Origin of the sequence: Paracidovorax avenae ATCC 19860 (genome assembly GCF_000176855.2) — a bacterium.
Classification (GTDB): domain Bacteria; phylum Pseudomonadota; class Gammaproteobacteria; order Burkholderiales; family Burkholderiaceae_C; genus Paracidovorax; species Paracidovorax avenae.
Genome location: NC_015138.1, coordinates 731954 through 746917, shown reverse-complemented (window position 1 = coordinate 746917; position 14964 = coordinate 731954). Strand labels below are relative to the sequence as shown.

11 protein-coding genes are annotated in these 14964 nt (G+C 70.3%); 2 read left to right on the top strand and 9 right to left on the bottom strand.

All coding sequences use genetic code 11. From position 1 onward, the window contains the following. Nucleotides 1-25 precede the first annotated feature (25 nt). From ACAV_RS03345 to ACAV_RS03335, 3 genes are all read right to left on the bottom strand, one after another. Nucleotides 26-1843 carry a methyl-accepting chemotaxis protein gene (locus tag ACAV_RS03345; protein ID WP_013593166.1) on the bottom strand — a complete coding sequence of 606 codons (1818 nt, stop codon included), beginning with the start codon at nt 1841-1843 and terminating at the stop codon, nt 26-28. A gap of 211 nt (nt 1844-2054) precedes the next feature. After that, complete coding sequence (locus tag ACAV_RS03340; RefSeq protein ID WP_013593165.1) at nt 2055-3158, bottom strand: M14 family metallopeptidase; 1104 nt, start codon at nt 3156-3158, stop codon at nt 2055-2057. 163 nt (nt 3159-3321) lie between these two features. After that, complete coding sequence (locus ACAV_RS03335) at nt 3322-4533, bottom strand: M20 aminoacylase family protein (protein ID WP_013593164.1); 1212 nt, start codon at nt 4531-4533, stop codon at nt 3322-3324. An 80-nt stretch (nt 4534-4613) separates the two neighbouring features. On the opposite strand from ACAV_RS03335, the gene argE reads away from it, so the two are divergent. Continuing rightward, nucleotides 4614-5777 carry an acetylornithine deacetylase gene (argE, locus tag ACAV_RS03330; protein WP_013593163.1) on the top strand — a complete coding sequence of 388 codons (1164 nt, stop codon included), beginning with the start codon at nt 4614-4616 and terminating at the stop codon, nt 5775-5777. Nucleotides 5778-5784: 7 nt separating this feature from the next. On the opposite strand, the gene ACAV_RS03325 is transcribed toward argE, so the two are convergent. Next, entirely contained in the window at nt 5785-6927 is a 1143-nt protein-coding gene (locus ACAV_RS03325; protein ID WP_013593162.1) for an ABC transporter substrate-binding protein, read from the bottom strand. Between the two features lie 141 nt (nt 6928-7068). Between ACAV_RS03325 and ACAV_RS03320 the strand changes: the two genes are divergently transcribed. Further along, on the top strand, nt 7069-9147 hold the full coding sequence (locus ACAV_RS03320) for a molybdopterin-containing oxidoreductase family protein (protein ID WP_013593161.1): 2079 nt from the start codon (nt 7069-7071) through the stop codon (nt 9145-9147). A gap of 168 nt (nt 9148-9315) precedes the next feature. Here the strand turns inward: ACAV_RS03320 and ACAV_RS03315 are convergent, their stop codons facing one another. The 5 genes from ACAV_RS03315 to ACAV_RS03295 form a co-directional block, all read right to left on the bottom strand. Continuing rightward, a complete protein-coding gene (locus tag ACAV_RS03315) occupies nt 9316-10977 on the bottom strand; it encodes an MFS transporter (RefSeq protein ID WP_013593159.1) in 1662 nt (553 codons plus the stop codon). Continuing rightward, entirely contained in the window at nt 10967-11368 is a 402-nt protein-coding gene (locus ACAV_RS03310) for a DoxX family protein (protein ID WP_013593158.1), read from the bottom strand. Before ACAV_RS03310 ends, ACAV_RS03315 begins: the two co-directional genes overlap by 11 nt. A 10-nt stretch (nt 11369-11378) precedes the next feature. Continuing rightward, the gene (locus ACAV_RS03305) at nt 11379-13271 is read right to left on the bottom strand and encodes an amidohydrolase (protein WP_013593157.1); all 1893 of its coding nucleotides are present in this window, start codon (nt 13269-13271) and stop codon (nt 11379-11381) included. 47 nt (nt 13272-13318) lie between these two features. Beyond that, nucleotides 13319-13996, bottom strand: a complete 678-nt coding sequence (locus ACAV_RS03300; RefSeq protein WP_013593156.1) for an isochorismatase family protein — start codon at nt 13994-13996, stop codon at nt 13319-13321. 67 nt (nt 13997-14063) lie between these two features. Next, on the bottom strand, nt 14064-14789 hold the full coding sequence (locus ACAV_RS03295) for a pirin family protein (RefSeq protein ID WP_013593155.1): 726 nt from the start codon (nt 14787-14789) through the stop codon (nt 14064-14066). Nucleotides 14790-14964: the final 175 nt, after the last annotated feature.

Here is a 14964-nt window from a genome sequence, read left to right as displayed (position 1 = left end):
GGAGTGGATATCTTAGACGCCTCTGTCAGAACATCTCCCAGTCGTCCGCGCCACCCGCAGCGGGGCTGGCGGCCGGGGACGGCCGGGCAGCGGGCGCCGGAGGGGCCGAGGCGGCCGGCGGCTTGCCCGCCGTCCGGCCGGGCAGGGACGGCACGGACCGTGGCGGATGCACCGCCCGCGCAGCGGAAGGGGCCGGCGCTGCCACCGGGCTGCGGGGCGCGGCCCGGGGGGAGGCGGCCGGCGGCCCGGCGGGCGGTGCGTGGTGCGGCGCCACGGCCGGTGCACGCCCCAGCTGGAACACCTCCACGGCACGCACCAGTTCGGCCGCCTGGGTGCTCAGGCTGCTGGCCGCCGCGGCCATCTGCTCCACCAGTGCGGCGTTCTGCTGCGTGGCCTGGTCCACGTGGGTGATGGCTTCGGCGATCTGGTCCACGCCCTGGCTCTGCTCGGCGCTGGAGGCGCTGATCTCGCCCATGAGGTCGGTGGCACGGCGGATCGAGGCGACGACTTCCGTCATGGTGGCCCCCGCCCGGTCCACGAGTTCGCTGCCGCGGCCCACGCGCTCGACGCTGCCGGTGATGAGCTCCTTGATTTCCTTGGCCGCCGTGGCGCTGCGCTGCGCGAGGGTGCGCACCTCGGCCGCCACCACGGCGAATCCGCGGCCCTGCTCGCCGGCGCGCGCGGCTTCCACGGCCGCGTTCAGCGCGAGGATGTTGGTCTGGAAGGCGATGCCGTCGATCACGCCGATGATGTCGCCGATCTGCCGGCTGCTGTCCTGGATTTCCTTCATGGTGTCCACCACCTGCGCGACGACGGTGCCGCCATCGGCCGCCACGCTGGAGGCGGCCTGGGCCAGTTCGTTGGCGCGGCGCGCGCTGTCGGCGTTGCGGCGCACGGTCGAACCGAGCTCTTCCATGGATGCGGCGGTCTGCTCCAGCGCGGAGGCCTGCCGCTCGGTGCGGGCCGACAGGTCGTGGTTGCCCGCCGCGATCTCGCGGCTGGCGGAAGACACGCTTTCCGAACTGGACCGCACGGTGGTCACCACGGCCGCGAGCCGATCGCGCATCGAGCCCAGGCCGGCCATCACGCTGGCGCCGTCCCGCGCGCGCACCGGCACGTCCACGGCCAGGTTGCCCCCCGCCACGGCCAGGGCCACCCGCTTGAGGTCGGGCGGGTCCGCACCCAGCTGGCGCACCACGGACCGCAGGTACCAGCTCAGCCCGGCGAGACAGGCCACCACGATCAGCACCGCGATCGTGGCGAGGTTGCGGTCGGTCTTGGCCAGTTCCTGCACATCATTGATGCGCTCGGACAGGCGTTCGCCCTGGCGCTCCTTTTCCTTCCCGAGCGGCGCCAGCAGGCGGTTGCGCGCGGGGATCGTGCGGTCCACCAGCATGGCGAACGCCTCATCCTTGCGGCCGGCCTGGATGAGCTGGATGTTGTCGGTGCCGGTGGCCCAGAACTCGTCCATCAGGGCCGGGATCGGGGCATAGGCCTGGCGGCCGTCGTCGGAGATCATGTTGTCGCCGAAATCCTTCAGCGTCTTCTGCAGCAGGGCACGCTTTGCCGCGATGTCGGCCAGGGTGGCGTTGAGTTCCTCGGGCGTGCGCGAGAGGATGGCGTGCCGTAGCTGCAGAGAGACCCGCGTGACGTTCAGCTCCAGCTCAGCGATGCGCTGCAACTGCGGAACGTTGTAGGCGCGGACCACCTCGGCATCGTGGCTGAGCCGCTCCATCATGGTCCAGATCGAGACGGCCGCGACCGCCAGCAGCACGAAGATGAGCGCGTTGATCGCCATCAAACGCCGCGCCATCGTCCAGCGGCCTGTTGCTTGCCCTTCCATGGGTGCTCCTCCCTTCACGGTGAACGGCCGTGTGGTCTTCCGGAGCGCCCTCTCCCGCCCCGGTCACTGCCGATGTGGTTGGTGTCTCGACATTGTTTGCAAGAATTCGCGAAAAAACCAGGGGGCACGCGCCACGCTGCGGAAGGCGGGTGACGAAAATCGCTGTAGGCCGTGCCTTTCGCCCATCCCGCGGGACAGGGCCGCGCAGCCGTCAGGGCCGGCCGGCCAGGCCGTCGGCGGCCTGCAGCAGCGCCTCGCGCGCCTGCTCGACAATACGCGCCTTCCACGCCGGCGTGTCGGTGTAGAACGCGGCCAGCACCTGCTGCCGGATCGCCTCCGCCTGGCCGGAGGGCGCCTCGGGGTGCAGGTGCAGCCAGTGGTCGGCGCGCAGGGCCTGCAGCACCTCCAGGATGGGCACGGTGCCGTATTCGAGCGCGATGCCGGTCATTTCGGCCTGCGGGCACTCTTCGTACACGCTGTTCCACATGAGTCCGGTGAGGAAGGCGGAGCTCGCCGAGCCGTCGTAGATCGACGTGACCGGCGTCGCGCCGCCTCCGCCCCACCAGGCCCGCGCACGCGCGATGGCGGCGGCATCGTTGCGGCCGGCGTAGATGCGCTCGCCATGGCCGCCCGGCCCGAGGCCCGTGTGCAGGTCGATCCAGCCGATGTGCCGCGCGGCCGCGCCGTGCATGCGCAGCACGCGTCGCAGGGTGAGGTGGCTCCAGGTGGGCCCGGTGCCGCCGAAGAACATCCCCTGCGGGAACTCGTGCTGCCCCGCGGTGATGGCCGCCTGCCAGGCCGCTTCGCCGCGCTCGGCGATGAACGCGGCCACGGCACGCTCGTTCTCCGGCGACGGAGGCCACTGCGCCGGCAGCAACAGCGGCGCGACATCGCGGTAGGCCCCGTTGACCGGCAGAGGTCGGCCGAAGTCCTGGAAATTGCGGTTCAGGTCCACGTTCTCGTGCGTTGCGCGGCGCGTGTGCGAGAAGCCGTGCGGATTCAGCCCGTGGATGTAGAGCACCGCCAGCCCCGCATCCCGGGCCCGCGCGCGCCACGCCGCGTCGTGCAGCGCGAACACCTGCACCCCGCTGCCGCAATGGCCTTCCACGCCGTGGCAGGCGCTGCTCAGGATGAGCAGGCGGTGCGCATCGGCCGGCCCGTCGCGCACCACGTCCATCGCCAGTGCCTCGCCTTCGCGGCCCGGCAGCGGATGCGGGTGCGACTCCACCGCGAGGCCGGCCGCGGCCGCCGCATCGAGGAACCGTGCGCGGGCCTGCGCATAAGTGGAGGAAAACGCGTGCGCGGGGGCGATCATCCTGGGAGATTCCTGGGGAAACATGTCGGACGGAAAAGGCGGCAGGAGCAGAAAGCGCAGGCCCTTCCCGCAGCCGCGGCAGGAAAGGGGCGGCAGGGGAAGCGGGCCGCAAGAGATGCGCCACGGCCCGGCATGCAGGCCGTGGCGCGCCCGGGGCCAGGCGTCAGGCGGCGGGCCGCGGGGACGACAGCCACTGCCGGGCCAGTTCCACCCAGTAGGTGGCGCCCAGCGGGAGCAGGTCGTCGTTGAAGTCGTAGCTCGGGTTGTGCAGAGTGCAGGGGCCGCCGCCATGGCCCATCTCGCGGTGCGTGCCTTCACCGTTGCCGATGAAGCAATAGGCACCGGGCCTGGCCTGCAGCATGAACGCGAAATCCTCCGCGCCCATGGTGGGCTCCTGCGGGGAGACGTGCTCCGCGCCCACGATGCCTTCCATCACGCGGCGCGCGAACGCGGCCTCGGCCGGGGAATTCACCGTGGGCGGATAGTTGCGGTGGAACTCGAACTCGCACGTGGCGTCGTGGGCGGCGCAGGTGTGCTCGGCCACCTGCTTCATGCGCTGCTCGATCATGTCGAGCACTTCCAGCGTGAAGGTGCGCACCGTGCCCTGCAGTTCGCAGCTGTCGGGCACCACGTTGGTGGCCTCGCCGGTATGGATCATGGTGACCGAGATCACGCCGGCATCCACCGGTTTCTTGTTGCGGCTGATGATGTTCTGGAACGCCTGCACCATCTGGCAGGCCACGGGCACGGGGTCGATGCCCATGTGCGGCATGGCGGCATGGCTGCCCTTGCCGCGGATGACGATCTTGAACTCGTTGGACGAGGCCATGACGGGGCCGGGGCTGACCGCGAACTGGCCGGCGCGCATGCCGGGCCAGTTGTGCATGCCGAACACGGCCTCCATCGGGAACTGCGTGAACAGGCCGTCCTCGATCATCACGCGTGCGCCGCCGCCGCCCTCTTCCGCCGGCTGGAAGATCAGGTAGACCGTGCCGTCGAAGTCACGGTGCTTCGCGAAATGCTGGGCCGCGCCGAGCAGCATGGCCGTGTGGCCGTCATGCCCGCAGGCGTGCATCTTGCCGGGGTGGGTGCTGGCGTGCGAGAAGGTGTTGAACTCGGTGATGGGCAGCGCGTCCATGTCGGCGCGCAGGCCCACCGCGCGGCCCGAGGCGCCGCCGTCGCGGCCGTGCACGATGCCCACCACGCCCGTCTTGCCCAGCCCGCGATGCATCGGGATGCCCCACTCGGCGAGCTTGGCGGCCACGATGTCGGCCGTGCGCACTTCCTCGAAGCACAGCTCGGGGTGCGCATGGATGTCGCGGCGCACGGCGGCGATGGATGCCGCCTCGGTGACGATGGAGTCGATGAGTTTCATAATGGGTGTTTCCTCAGGTTGCGGAGAGTCTAGCCCTGCCTCCGCACGCGCACCAGACAGGGTTATTCCACACCCCCACGATGCTGTCAGAACACGCCCTCTCGCTCGCCCAGGCCCTGGTGCGCATGAACACCGTGAGCCACCGTTCCAACCTGGAGCTCATCGATTTCATCCGGACGGAACTGGATCGCCTCGGCGTGAAGTGCCGGCTGACCTACGACGCAAGCAAGACCAAGGCCAATCTGTTCGCCACCCTGGGCGAGGGCAAGCCCGCGGGCATCATCCTCTCGGGCCACACCGACACGGTGCCCTGGGACGGCCAGGACTGGAGCATGGACCCGCTCTCGGCAACGGTGCAGGACGGCCGGCTCTACGGCCGGGGCAGCGCCGACATGAAGGCCTTCATCGCCATCGCGCTGTCGCAGGCGCGCCAGTTCCTGGAGAGCGATGCGCCCTTCGCCATCCATTACGCGTTCAGCTACGACGAGGAGGTGGGCTGCTTCGGCGCGCGCGAACTCATCGCCGACCTGCGCGATGCCGGCGTGCGGCCCCTGGCCTGCATCGTGGGCGAACCCACCGACATGGTGCCGGCCATCGCGCACAAGGGCGTGTACCGCTACCGCTGCTGCGTGCGCGGCAAGGAGGCGCACTCCTCGCTCACGCCGCATTCGGTGAACGCGATCGAGATGGCTGCGCGTGTGGTCGGTCGCGTGCGCGACATGGCCGAGGGCTTCGAGCGAGAGGAGCCGCGTTTCGACGGCTTCGACGTGCCCTTCTCCACCGCCAGCGTGGGCCAGTTCCATGGTGGCATCGCCGACAACGTGGTGCCGCGCGACGCGGAGTTCCGCTACGAATTCCGCGACCTGCCCACGGCCGACGCGGCCCGCATGCAGGCCGAGGTGGTGGCCTATGCGCGATCCCTGGAGCCCGCGATGCAGGCGGTGGCGCCGCAGACGGGCATCACCTTCGACACCATCTGCGAGATCCCGAGCTTCCTGGGCAGCGCGCAGGACCCCGTCACGCGCCTGGCCCAGCGCCTCGCGGGCGAGGCCGGCACCACGCTGGTCGCCTTCGGCACCGAGGCCGGCCTCTTCAAGAATGCCGGCATTTCCACCGTGGTCTGCGGCCCGGGCAGCATCCGACAGGCCCACCAGCCCGACGAGTACGTGAGCCTCGAGCAGCTCGCCCGCTGCGAGGCCTTCATGCGCGGCTTGGCGCAGACGCGGGAGTTCGAGGGCCTCTGAGGAGGCTTCAGACCATCACCCGGCCGTCCCCGGTCAGCATCGACATCTCGACGAAGCGCGAGCCCGCGTGGCTGCTGCTGCTGAGGCTGATCGGATAGCCCGAGACCGTCGCGGAGCCGATGGCTTCCAGGCCAGCGACGAGCGACTCGCGCGTGGGCTTGCCGCCGCCCTGCCGCAGGCCTTCGGCGAACACCCGGGCGGCCACGAAGCCTTCCATGCTCGAATAGTTGGCCTGCACCTTGCCGCCGCCCTTCTTGATCGCGTCCTGGAACTCCCGGGCGATCTGCCGCGTGGTCTGGTAGGGCGAAGGCATCACCTGCGAGACGACCACGCCCGCGCCGTCCCGGCCCAGCGCATCGGCCAGGGCCTGCGTCCCCACGAAGGAGAGGTTGTAGAAGGTGCCGCCATAGCCCGCCTTGCGCGCCGCGCGCACGAAGGCGGCGCTCGCCGCATAGGTGGTGACCAGCACGATGGACTCGGGGCGGGCGGCCACGAGCTTGTCCACGGCCGGAGCCACTTCCACCGAATTGCGGGGCACGGTCGCCGTGGCGTGCGGCTTGAGCTGGTCCTGCGCCAGGGCGAGCGTGACGCCATCCAGGCCCGCCTTGCCGTAGGCGTCGTCCTGGTAGAGCACGGCGATCCTGCGCAGCCCCAGGTGGGTGAGCTGCCGCACGATCACGGCCGTCTCGTCGTTGTACGAGGCGCGCACGTGGAAGATCAGGCGGTTGAACGGCTGGCGTAGCGCCTCCGCCCCGGTGAAGGGCGCGAAGAAGGGCACCTTGGCCTGGTTGAACAGCGGCAGCGCCGCGAGGCTGGTGGGCGTGCCCACGTAGCCGAAGAGGGCCAGCACGTCCTGCTCGATGAACTTGCGGGTGTTGGCCGCGCACCGGTCGGGCTCGTAGCCGTCGTCCAGCGTGCGCAGTTCCACCGGCCGCCGGCCGATGCCGCCCTGGGCGTTCAGTGCGTCGAAATACAGCTTCGCGCCCGCGTGGAACTGCACGCCCAGCTGGGCGGACGGCCCGGAAAACGGCGCGGACTGGCCGAGCACGATGGGCCCTTCGGATTGCGCGCGCGCCGGCCCGAACCCCGCGACCGCGGCCATGCCCAGGCCGATGGAAAACCGCCTGCGCCCCAGAACTGCCTGCTTCATGGTGAAATCCCCCCTTGGGGCTCGACAGCCGGCTTGCGGCAGATCCGGCCCCGATGTTGTTGAAACCTGGAAAGACCGCGCAGTGCCTGCCCAGTCCGCATGCGCGCGCAGTGTATCGCCCCGCCCTGCACGATGCCCACGATGGAAACCATTTCGCACACTCCCGCGCCGTCCGGCGCGCCCCTGCAGGTGCGCGGCGCATGCCCGCACGACTGCCCCGATACCTGCGCCCTGGTCACCACCGTGGAAAACGGCGTGGCCGTGCGGGTGCAGGGCAACCCGGCCCATGGCCACACCGACGGAGTGCTCTGCGCCAAGGTGTCGCGCTACGCCGATCGCACGAACCACCCGGACCGCATCCTCACGCCGCTGCGCCGCGTCGGCCCCAAGGGCAACGGGCAATTCGAGCCCGTGGGCTGGGACGAGGCGCTCTCGGATATCGCATCTCGCCTGGGCGCCATCGCGGCGCGCGACCCGCAGGCCATCCTGCCCTACAGCTACGCCGGCACCATGGGCCTGGTGCAGGGCGAGAGCATGGACCGGCGATTCTTCCACCGCCTGGGCGCCTCGCTGCTCGGGCGCACCATCTGCGCCGCGGCCGGCGGCGAGGGCTTGAACCAGACGCTGGGCGGCAAGGTGGGCATGAAGGTGGAGCATTTCGCCGAATCGCAGCTGATCCTCATCTGGGGCAGCAACTCCATCGGCAGCAACCTGCACTTCTGGCGCTATGCGCAGCAGGCCAAGCGCGCGGGCGCCCGGCTGGTGTGCATCGACCCGCGCAGGACCGAGACGGCCGACAAGTGCCACGAGCACCTGCAGCTGCTGCCCGGCACCGACGCCGCGCTGGCGCTGGCGCTGATGCACGAGCTGATCGCGAACGACTGGCTGGACCACGACTACATCGCGCGCCACACCGTGGGCTGGGAAGGCCTGCGCGAGCGTGCGCTGGCCTGGCCGCCCGAGCGCGCGGCGGCGGTATGCGGGCTGCCGGTGGAGCAGATCCGGCAGCTGGCGCGCGACTACGGCACCACGCGGCCGGCCGCCATCCGCCTCAACTACGGCATGCAGCGCGCGCGCGGCGGCGGCAATGCCACGCGCGCCGTGGCCTGCCTGCCGGCGCTCGTGGGCGCCTGGCGGCACCGCGCGGGCGGGCTGCTGCTGTCGAGCTCGGGGCAGTTCCCCGTGCAGCGGCAGGCGCTGCACCGGCCGGACCTGCTGCCCGGCGGGCGGATGCCGCGCACGGTCAACATGTCCACCATCGGCGACGACCTGCTGCGCGATGCGTCCGCCGGGTTCGGCCCGCGCATCGAGGCGCTGGTGGTCTACAACAGCAATCCCGTGGCCGTCGCGCCGGATTCGACGAAGGTCGTGCGCGGCTTCGCGCGCGACGACCTGTTCACCGTGGTGCTGGAACACTTCCAGACCGACACGGCCGATTACGCGGACTACGTGCTGCCCGCCACCACGCAGCTGGAGCACTGGGACGTGCACGTGGCCTACGGCCACACCGACGTGCTGCTGAACCGCCCGGCCGTGGCACCGGTCGGCCAGTCCCAACCCAACACGCAGGTGTTCCGCGAACTGGCCGCGCGCATGGGTTTCACCGAGCCCTGCTTCACAGACAGCGACGAGGACCTGTGCCGGCAGGCCTATGGCGGCCACGTGGACTTCCAGCAGCTGCTGGACACGGGCTTCGCCACGCTGGCCATCCCCGATGCGCCGTTCGCGGAAGGCGGCTTCCCGACGCCCTCGGGCCGCTGCGAGTTCCACAGCGAGCGGCTGGCCGCGCAGGGGCTGGACCCGCTGCCGGACTACCTGCCCAACCACGAGCCCGCGCAGCCCGGCGGCCGCTACCCGCTGGCGATGATTTCGCCGCCCGCGCGCAACTTCCTGAATTCCACCTTCGTGAACGTGAAGAGCCTGCGCCAGATCGAGGGCGAGCCGCTGCTGGAGATGCATCCCGAAGACGCCGCCGCGCGCGGCATCGCGGAAGGTGCCACGGTACGGGTGTTCAACGACCGCGGCAGCTACGCCTGCCGCGTGGCGCTCAACGGCCGCGCGCGGGCGGGCGTGGTCCATGGCCTGGGCATCTGGTGGCGCAAGTTCGGCCTGCAGGGCACGAACGTGAACGAGGTGACCGGGCAGGCCCTGACGGACCTGGGGGCCGCGCCCACGTTCTACGACTGCGCGGTGGAAGTCGAGACCTTGACGGCCCCCTGAGCCGCCTTCAGCGGTTCATTACCACCCAGCCCGTCACCACCGCCACCTGGCTTTCGTCGAGCGTGGTGGCCGTGGTGCTGCCGAAGGCCATGCGCTGGCCATGCCCGCCCGCCATCCGGTGGCCGAGCTCATCAAGCGACAAAAGGTCCAGACACAGTCCAGGGGAGTTCAGGCCGCTCCGCCGGCGCCATGGCCATGGTCGTCCGGGTCCCGCGGCACGGAGGCCGCGGGATCGCGTGGATCCAGCGCCAGGAAGTGGTGCACCACCGGGGCCTCCGGCCCGATGTGGAAGCGCCGTGCCTCGGCCTGCTGGTCGGCATCGGCACGCGAGACGCGCCGGTGCTGCCGCAGGTGCTCCGCCCAGGATTCGACCAGGAACCATTCGATCACCCGCCCCGGCTCCCCGCTGTGCTCGGCCACGCCCCAGGCGTAGGCACCGTCGCGGCGGCGCTCGCGGGCCACATGCTGCATGGCCTGCAGGAAGGCGGGCAGGTCGTGCCGCCGCACGCGGTACTCGATCTGCACCATTACCGGGCCGCGGTCGTGCGCCACGGGTGCGGCCAGCAGCGGCTCGGGCCAGTGGTTGGACGGCTGCAGGTCGGCTTCGCCCGTGGGCAGCTTGATGCGATGGAACACCAGCGACACCGCCACCAGCCCGGCCGCCCCGGCCAGCAGCGTGGCCGGCAGACCCAGCTGGCCGGCCACCAGGCCCCAGCCCAGGCTGCCCAGCGCCATGGCCCCGTTGAACACCATCAGGTAGATGGCCAGCCCGCGGCCCCGCACCCAGTTGGGCAGCACCGCCTGCGCCACGCCGTTGAGCGTGGTCAGCGCGATGATCCAGCCCAGGCCCAGCACCAGCATCAGCGCCACGGCGGCCCACTGCGGCGGCGCCAGGGCCAGCACGTCCATCACCACCGCCGTGACGGCCGAGGCCAGCAGCACCAGCCCGTCGGTATCCAGGCGCCGGCGCAGTTGCGGCAGCAGCACCGCGCCCAGGATGGCGCCCGCTCCCACCGCGCCCAGCATCACGCCGTAGAAGCCGGCCGTGCCGCCCAGCATGCGGCGCGCCACCAGCGGCAGCAGCGCCCAGACGGAACTGGCGAACAGGAAGAACACCGCCGCGCGCAGCAGTACCACGTGCAGTTCGCGGCTGGCACGGGCATAGCGCACCCCGGCCCGGAAGGCGCCGAAGAACTGCTCGTTCAGCGCCGAAGCCTCGGCCGGCGGGCGCTTCCACCACAGCAGCGCGGCGATCACGAACACATAGCTCAGCACGTCGAGCCCGTAGGCCGCCGCGGCGCCGAAGCTCGCCAGCAGCAGGCCGCCCGCGGCCGGCCCGATGGCACGGGCGATGTTGATGCCCAGCGAATTCAGCGCCACGGCGCTCTTGAGCTCGCTGCGCGGCACCAGCTCGGGCACGATGGACTGCCAGGTCGGGCCCATCAATGCCGCGCCGATGCCGCCCACGAAGGTGAGCGCTACCAGCCACTCCACCGTCAGCGCCTGCGTGTGGGCCAGCACCAGCAGCGTGCCGCTGACGGCGCCCAGCAGCACCTGCACGCCGATCAGGAAGCGGCGGCGGTCCAGGATGTCGGACAGCACGCCCGCGGGAATCGCCAGCAGGAAGACGGGCAGCGTGGCCGCCGTCTGGATCAGCGCCACGGCCGCGGGGCTGGAGGACAGCTCCGTCACCATCCAGGCGCTGGCCACGTCGCGCATGAAGCTGCCGATGTTGCCCAGCACCGTGGCGGCCCACAGCACGGCGAAGACGGGAATGGCGAGCGGCGCGAAGCTGCCCGATGCTTTGGCGGAAGTGTGGTTATCCGGCATGGTGGCCTCCCAGGTCGTGCCAGGCGACGAGCAGCATGCCGCCCACCAGGCCCCAATGTTCAAAGAATGCGTTGGCGCTGCGCTGCCGCTCGGGCTGCGCCTGCGTCCAGAAACGGTCCGCCAGAAAAGCCGCGATGGCGGTGAAACCGGCGAGGGCCAGCGCCCCCGCCCACCGGTACCAGCCCGACAGGATCAGGGCCGATGCGCCGAACTGCAGCGCGATGGTGGCCAGGGCGATGGGCCCGGCCGGCGCCAGGCCGAAGCGGCGCATTTCGGCCACCGCGCCGCGGAAATCGCGGGCCTTGTCCCATCCACCCTGCAGGTAGGCCGCGCACAGGCACAGCAGGGCCAGCGGCTGCACCCAGGAGGCGGCGGCCGCGGCATGCAGCATCCCGTCCACGTCACACCGCCCAGCAGGCGCAGCCCAGCGCCCCCCAGAATCCCTGCAGGTCGGACACGGGCAGCTTGCTGCTCCAGGCCGTGGCGTGCGCGTGGCCGTGCAGGTTGCAGTTGCTGGCGCAGCCGCAGTTCGCCGCCGCGTTGCGCATCACGGCCTGCAGCGGCGCGCCTTCCTGCACGCCCCAGGCGCCATAGCCGCGGAAGGTGCGCACGGGCGACCAGTCGGGCATGGCCGGCGGTGGCGCGCCTTCGTCGAAGCGGGCGAAATCACCCGCGCCATATACCACCTTGCCGCCCACCACGGTGAGCAGGGCCGTCGTGTCGGCGATCTCGGATTCGGCGCAGGCGAAGAAGTCGCGGTCGGGAACGACCAGGTCCGCCAGCTGGCCCGCCTGGATGCGACCCTTCTTGCCGACCTCATTGCTGAACCAGGTGACGTTCTCGGTCCACATGCGCAGCGCCTGGTCGCGGGTGAGGCAGTTGCGCTGCGGCGTGATCTGCAGGCCGCCCACCGTCTTGCCGGTCACCAGCCACGACAGCGACACCCAGGGGTTGTAGCTCGCGACGCGGGTGGCATCGGTGCCGGCGGAGACTTTCACGCCCTTCTCCAGCATGCGCTTGACCGGCGGCGTGGCCTCGGCCGCGGCGGCGCCGTAGCGCTCCACGAAATACTCGCCCTGGTAGGCCATGCGGTGCTGCACGGCCACGCCGCCGCCCAGGGCCGCGATGCGGTCGATGGACTTCTCCGAGATGGTCTCGGCGTGGTCGAAGAACCAGTTCAGGCCGGCCAGCGGCGTGTCCTGGTTGACCTTCTCGAACACATGGAGCGCGCGGTCGATGGTCTCGTCGTAGGTGGCGTGCATGCGCCAGGGCCAGCGGTTCTGCGCCAGGATGCGCACCACCTCTTCCAGCTCGCCCTCCATCTCCGGCGCGAGTTCGGGGCGCGGCTGGCGGAAATCCTCGAAATCCGCGGCCGAGAACACCAGCATCTCGCCCGCGCCGTTGTGGCGGAAGTAATCCGTGCCCTGCTTGTACTGCGAGGTGGCCGTCCAGTGCAGGAAATCGGCCTTCTCCTCCTTGGGCTTCTGCGTGAACAGGTTGTAGGCCAGGCGGATCGTGAGCTGGTCGGCATCGGCCAGCTCCTGGATCACGGCGTAGTCGTCGGGATAGTTCTGCATGCCGCCGCCCGCGTCGATCGCGCCGGTCACGCCCAGGCGGTTGAGCTCGCGCATGAAATGCCGCGTGGAATTCACCTGGTACTCGTGCGGCAGCTTCGGCCCCTTGGCCAGCGTGGCGTACAGGATGGCCGCATTCGGCTTGGCCAGCAGCAGGCCCGTCGGGTTGCCCGCGCTGTCGCGCACGATCTCGCCGCCGGGCGGCGCGGGCGTGTCGCGGCCGTAGCCCACGGCCCGCAGCGCAGCGCCGTTGAGCAGCGCGCGGTCGTACAGGTGCAGGATGAACACCGGCGTGTCCGGCGCCACCGCGTTGAGCTCCGCCAGCGTGGGCAGGCGCTTTTCCACGAACTGGTGCTCGGTGAAGCCGCCCACCACGCGCACCCACTGCGGCGCGGGCGTCACGTCCACCTGGCGCTTGAGCATCGCCATCGCATCGGCCAGGCTCTTCACCCCGTCCCAGCGCAACTCCATGTTGAAGTTCAGGCCGCCGCGGATGATGTGCAGGTGGTTGTCGATCAGCCCCGGCAGCACGCTGCGCCCGCCCAGGTCGATCACCCGCGTCTGCGGCCCGGCCAGCGCCATCACCTCGCGGTCGTCACCGACCTGCGTGAAGCGCCCCTGCGCGATGGCGACGGCGCTCGCCGTGGGGTGGGCGCGGTCCAGCGTGGTGAAGCGGCCGTTGCGCAGAATCAGTTCGGGGGTAGCGGTGGATGGAGTCATGGTGTGCGGACCTTCAAAGGGTTTGACGATGGCAGGGCGCCCTGCCTTCAGCCTTCGTGGGCGTTGAACATGGTCTTGGCGTAGGTGATGCCCAGGCCGTAACCGCCGCCGAACTTCTTCGCGATGCCCGTCGTCATGTCGTACGTCTCGCCGCGCGCCCAGTCGCGCTGCATCTCCAGCAGGTACTGCAGCGCGGTGATGGGCTGCGCGCCGGCCTGCACCATGCGCTCCATGGCGCGGTTGTGGGCCTCCACCGAGATGTCGCCGCAGGCATCGGCGATCACGAACACCTCGAATCCCTGGTCCAGGGCCGACAGCGCCGGGCCCACGATGCACACGCTGGTCCACAGGCCGGCCAGCACGATGCGCGGCTTGCCGATCTCGTTCACGCGGCGGATCACGGCCTCGTCTTCCCAGGTGTTCATGGACGTGCGGTCCAGCAGGGCCTGGCCGGGGAACGGCCCGGTCACTTCATCGAACATCGGGCCCGAGAAGCTCTTCTCCGCCACCGTGGTCAGGATGGTCGAGGCGCCGAAGCCGGCGGCGGCCGACGCGACCAGCGCGGCATTGGAGCGCAGCTGCACCGGATCGATCGAGTGCGTGGCGAAGGCCATCTGCGACTGGAAGTCGATCATGATCAGCGTGTGGTCCTGCGGGTTGAGCAGGCGGGCTCCGGGGCGGGCGACGGCGACGGGACGGGCGGCGGAAGCGTTGGCGTTTTGCATGGGAATCTCCTGGAACGTGGGTGGATGGCGGAATGGACGAAACGACGGAAGAACCTGCCGTGACCGGTCAATGGGGCATCATGGGCAGCTCGTTGGGGCGCAGGTCGAACACCAGCACCTCGGCGTCCCGGCCCTGGGCGAAGTGCAGGTCACCGGCGTTGCGGATGCGGGCGCCGTCGCCTTCGTCCAGCCGCTCGCCGTTCACCTCGACGCTGCCGCGGGCCACATGCACATAGACATTGCGGTGGGCGCCCACGGCCAGGTCGGCAGACTCGTCCCCGTTGAACAGGCCGGCGTAGACGCGGGCATCCTGGTGAACGGCCAGCGATCCGTCCGCGCCCTCCGGCGAGATGATCTGGCGCAGCCGGCCGCGCTTGTCCGCCTCGGTGAAGTGCACCTGCTGGTAGCGCGGTTGGGCACCGACCTTGTTCGGCACGATCCAGATCTGCAGGAAGTGCACGGGCTCTTCGGCCGAGTGGTTGAACTCGCTGTGCTGCACGCCGGTGCCGGCGCTCATCATCTGCACGTCGCCAGGGCGGATCACCGAGCCCGTGCCCATCGAATCCTTGTGCTCCAGCGCGCCTTCGAGCACATAGGAGAAGATTTCCATGTCGCGGTGGCCATGGGTGCCGAAGCCCTTCGAAGGCGCCACGCGGTCGTCGTTGATGACCAGCAGGTCGGAGAAACCCTGCTGGTTCGCGTCGCGGTAGTGGCCGAACGAGAACGTGTGGCGGGAGTGCAGCCAGCCGTGGTTGGCGTTGCCGCGGTGTTGGGCCTTGCGGATGTCGAGCATGGTTTCGGTCCTTTCTTCAATCGATGGAATTCACACTGCGCCCCGGAGAGCTTTCCCCGGGTTTCCCTGGGAGTTCAGTGCTGCGGCGAAGGAAGTATCCGGCGCCTTGATGCGCATCAGGGTGAAAGGTTTGGCCTTCCATCATCGATAATTTCGATGATCCAGATCAAGCCAC

Bases quoted from the DNA above. Each gene is read 5' to 3' on its own strand.
- ACAV_RS03310 (WP_013593158.1), bottom strand. From the start codon at position 11,368: ATGCTGCATGCCGCGGCCGCCGCCTCCTGGGTGCAGCCGCTGGCCCTG.
- ACAV_RS03305 (WP_013593157.1), bottom strand. From the start codon at position 13,271: ATGACTCCATCCACCGCTACCCCCGAACTGATTCTGCGCAACGGCCGC.
- ACAV_RS03325 (WP_013593162.1), bottom strand. From the start codon at position 6,927: ATGAAGCAGGCAGTTCTGGGGCGCAGGCGGTTTTCCATCGGCCTGGGC.
- ACAV_RS03340 (WP_013593165.1), bottom strand. From the start codon at position 3,158: ATGATCGCCCCCGCGCACGCGTTTTCCTCCACTTATGCGCAGGCCCGC.
- ACAV_RS03295 (WP_013593155.1), bottom strand. From the start codon at position 14,789: ATGCTCGACATCCGCAAGGCCCAACACCGCGGCAACGCCAACCACGGC.
- ACAV_RS03345 (WP_013593166.1), bottom strand. From the start codon at position 1,843: ATGGAAGGGCAAGCAACAGGCCGCTGGACGATGGCGCGGCGTTTGATG.
- ACAV_RS03315 (WP_013593159.1), bottom strand. From the start codon at position 10,977: ATGCCGGATAACCACACTTCCGCCAAAGCATCGGGCAGCTTCGCGCCG.
- argE (WP_013593163.1), top strand. From the start codon at position 4,614: ATGCTGTCAGAACACGCCCTCTCGCTCGCCCAGGCCCTGGTGCGCATG.
- ACAV_RS03335 (WP_013593164.1), bottom strand. From the start codon at position 4,533: ATGAAACTCATCGACTCCATCGTCACCGAGGCGGCATCCATCGCCGCC.
- ACAV_RS03320 (WP_013593161.1), top strand. From the start codon at position 7,069: ATGGAAACCATTTCGCACACTCCCGCGCCGTCCGGCGCGCCCCTGCAG.
- ACAV_RS03300 (WP_013593156.1), bottom strand. From the start codon at position 13,996: ATGCAAAACGCCAACGCTTCCGCCGCCCGTCCCGTCGCCGTCGCCCGC.